Origin of the sequence: Cetobacterium somerae ATCC BAA-474 (assembly GCF_000479045.1) — a bacterium.
GTDB classification, from domain to species: Bacteria; Fusobacteriota; Fusobacteriia; order Fusobacteriales; family Fusobacteriaceae; genus Cetobacterium_A; species Cetobacterium_A somerae.
Genome location: NZ_KI518137.1, coordinates 1 through 3,383, shown reverse-complemented (window position 1 = coordinate 3,383; position 3,383 = coordinate 1). Strand labels below are relative to the sequence as shown.

Below are 3,383 nucleotides of genomic sequence, written 5' to 3'. Positions count from 1 at the left end.
AATATTTATTGGAAAAATATATAATAAATATTTTAGAAAATCTGTCTCTATTATTAGAATCAGGAATATCTATAGATAAGGGAATAGATATTATTTTAGAGAATTTAGATAGTGGATATTTAAAGAATAGGATGTTTATATTAAAAAATATAAAAAAAGGAGAGTTGCTCTCAGAATGTTTTAAAAAGCTCAATATATTATCTTTAGAGGAGATTGATATGATTAAAGTTGGAGAGGAAAGTGGAACTGTTGAGATGGTTTTGAAAGAGATTTCTTTAGTGAGAGATGAGGAGTTAAATAAAAAGATAAAGATAGTTTTAAAATTATCAGAACCTATTTTATTATTGTTTGTAGGAATATTGATAAGTGCATTTGTAATTGGTTTATATTTACCTATATTGAATATGAGTGATATTTTTGAAATTTAGGAGGTTCAATGAAAAAGAAAAAAAATAAAGGATTTAGTGTAATTGAAATAGTTTTAGTTTTAGGTGTAATAGGTATTTTAAGTAGTTTTATAGCTCCAAAAGTGAGGGATTACTTAGCTCTTGCAAAGGATTCAAAAGCAATAAATACACTTCAAAGTTTAAGAATGGCAAATGAAACTTATTATTTGGAAAATGGAAATTATCCAAGTTCAAAAGATAATAATATGAGTGAGATTTTAGTAGAATTATCAAAATATGTAGGAGATAAATTTGAGTTAGTAGAAAATGAGCTTTTAATAGATATTGGAGGAAGTAAAGAAAGTGCAGAAACTAAAGAGATAAAATACGGTGGAAAAGTAAAAGTAGATTTAAATAGTAGCAAAGAGTTTATATTAACTCCTCATGGGGATACATCTAATTTTAATATAAGGGGAGATGAATGGTCAAAGTTATAGTTTATTTTTTTATAGCAATAATTTTGTTAGAGGTAATAATAATAGATGTAAGAGAAAAAATAATTTTAAATAAAAGCAATTTAGGGTTACTTTTTTTAGGAGGAATTTTAGGTTTTTTAGAAGGAGATTTAGAAGAAAGAATTTTAAGTGCTGCATTATATACCTTGCCTTTTATTTTAATATATGGGTATGGAAGTGATATTTTAAATAAGGAATGTATAGGAATGGGAGATGTAAAGCTAGTTACGAGTTTAGGATTTCTTCTAAAATTTAATACCTTTTTTGATATATTAATTTTTTTAAATATAAGTTTTATTACTCCATTAATTTATTTAGGAGGAAAATATATTTTTTTAAAAAAATTGGATAAAGATATAGCTTTTGGACCATTTTTAATTTTGTCATATATTTTAATTGTAATTAAGGAAAAATTATGAAAAATTGTAAAAAAGGAGGAACATATTTAGAGGTTTTGATAAGTCTAGTTGTACTTTTAGTAGTTTTAAATCCACTATTATATTCTCTGATATATTTAAAAAAAGGATTTAATAGATTAAATGAATTTAATAATTTAGAAGATGAAATAGAAAAAATTAGATCATTTTATAAAAATCCGCTAAATATAAACGATTATGTTTCTTCAAATGAAGAGTATGCAATAGATATAAAGAGAAAGAAAATTTATGAAAAAGTATATGAGTTAGAGATAAAAGTGGAAAAAAATAGCTTCAAAAGAGAGAGTAAATTATATGTATATAGACAAAAATAAAGGATTTTCAATAGTAGAAATATTATCTACTTTAGTAGTAATTACAATTATTTTCCAAATTTTATTTTATTATTTAAAATATATAAACATTGAAAGAAAAATAGAAATGAATAGATTTCGTTTTAATAAAAATATGAAATTAATATTAGAAAGTATAAATACATCTATATATGAATCATTGGAATATAAAATATATAATTTAGAGAGAATAAGTGTTTATATTGATTACTCTAAGCCATCTTTAAAGAATGGAAATACACTGATAGTTGAAAAATATATTCCTGGAGAAGAATCTTATTCAGACATAGAGATATATTACTCAGAAGATAGCACTATCACATCTTTTTCTGGAAAATACAAAAGAAAAAATATGATAAATGTAGAGCTAGAAAGTAGAGAGAACGTTATAAAAAATATAAAAGTAAATTTTAGTTTAGAAAATTATGGAGTTTCAATGGAGGGATACTATTTAAATGAAAAATTTAAAAAAGAGTTCAAAAAATAATGGATATATTCTTCCAAGTATTTTATTTATTCTTACTCTTTTAGTTTGGTTATTTTCCATGAGTTTATTAAGTTATAGAAATGAAATTGATAGTTTATCCTTTTTAAAAATATCAAATGATGACTATTGGATTACAGAAAATCTTTCTACAGTAGCAGAATATGAAGTTTTTAAAGGAAATAATTCAATTGAAAATGGTGATTATAAAGATATAATTGAGTATTTTGAAGATAAAACTCTTATTTGGATTGACATTAATGAAACTTCTAAAAGTGGTTATAAAAGAGATACAGTTAAACAAAATGAAAAACTGATAGAAGATAAATTGAAGTTTATTCCATTTACGAAAAATATTTTTGAAATAAAATTGGTTAAGATTATAGATGTAGAAAAAATTCAAATAGAAATTAAAATTGATTTATTTTATGAATATTTACAGGGTGAGTCTAATTTTTTTAAAAGCTATAAAAGAGAGATAAGAGGAGTTGAAGCTAGATTAAAAAATGAAAGTATTAGAGATTAATGACAGAGGAATAAAATTATTAGAAGATGGGGAAATAATTAATCAAGGTTTATTTCAAAATGAAGAAGATATCCCAAGAGAGATAAAAGAGTTATTATCTATATATGAAGTTTTTGATGAAGTAACATTAAAAATAAAAATTGTTTTAGACAATGAAATAATTCTTCAAATAAAGGATGTTATTAGTGAGAAGGGATGGTCATTAAAAGAACCTGAAGTAATAACGAAAAAGATTAAAGTATTATTATCAATAATAATAATAATAGAGTTTATTTTTGGTTTATCTATTTATTTAAAAAATTATAAGTTAGATACAGAAAATTTGAATTTAAAAAAAGAAATAATTAGTCATAGGAAAAATTTAAAAGAGTTAGATATTAAACTCTCTGAAATTTCCTTAGATGAAGATGAAGAATTAAAATTTAAAAAAACTAAAATTGGGGATAGTTTAGTTTTTTTGTCAAAAGCATGTAAAAAATGTGATGTAAACTTAGAAAAGATAGAGTTTTTAGAAAATAAAATAATATTAAATGGAACAGGAAAAAATATAAATAGCATATTTAAGCTGAAGAAATATTTATCAATGGATAAAAAAATTATTGAATCAAAATTTGATTTTATAAAAAAAGAGGGGGAGATTTTATACTTTTTAATGGAGTTAGAGACAAGTTAAAAAATTTTAATTTAAAAATTAAAGTTATAC

General features: G+C 22.2%; 7 protein-coding genes. All 7 read left to right on the top strand.

What is annotated here, in order from left to right:
- Nucleotides 1-428: type II secretion system F family protein (locus HMPREF0202_RS06185; RefSeq protein WP_023050152.1), on the top strand; the 428-nt coding region annotated here is incomplete at its 5' end.
- Between the two features lie 8 nt (nucleotides 429-436).
- A complete protein-coding gene (locus HMPREF0202_RS06180; protein ID WP_023050151.1) occupies nucleotides 437-883 on the top strand; it encodes a type II secretion system protein in 447 nt (148 codons plus the stop codon).
- Nucleotides 868-1,320, top strand: coding sequence for a prepilin peptidase (locus tag HMPREF0202_RS06175; protein WP_023050150.1), 453 nt, complete (start codon nucleotides 868-870; stop codon nucleotides 1,318-1,320). Before HMPREF0202_RS06180 ends, HMPREF0202_RS06175 begins: the two co-directional genes overlap by 16 nt.
- Nucleotides 1,317-1,652, top strand: coding sequence for a hypothetical protein (locus HMPREF0202_RS06170; protein ID WP_023050149.1), 336 nt, complete (start codon nucleotides 1,317-1,319; stop codon nucleotides 1,650-1,652). The genes HMPREF0202_RS06175 and HMPREF0202_RS06170 overlap by 4 nt, the downstream gene beginning before the upstream one ends.
- A complete protein-coding gene (locus tag HMPREF0202_RS06165) occupies nucleotides 1,633-2,157 on the top strand; it encodes a hypothetical protein (RefSeq protein WP_023050148.1) in 525 nt (174 codons plus the stop codon). Before HMPREF0202_RS06170 ends, HMPREF0202_RS06165 begins: the two co-directional genes overlap by 20 nt.
- On the top strand, nucleotides 2,126-2,680 hold the full coding sequence (locus HMPREF0202_RS06160) for a hypothetical protein (protein WP_023050147.1): 555 nt from the start codon (nucleotides 2,126-2,128) through the stop codon (nucleotides 2,678-2,680). Before HMPREF0202_RS06165 ends, HMPREF0202_RS06160 begins: the two co-directional genes overlap by 32 nt.
- On the top strand, nucleotides 2,661-3,353 hold the full coding sequence (locus tag HMPREF0202_RS06155; protein ID WP_023050146.1) for a hypothetical protein: 693 nt from the start codon (nucleotides 2,661-2,663) through the stop codon (nucleotides 3,351-3,353). The genes HMPREF0202_RS06160 and HMPREF0202_RS06155 overlap by 20 nt, the downstream gene beginning before the upstream one ends.
- Nucleotides 3,354-3,383: the final 30 nt, after the last annotated feature.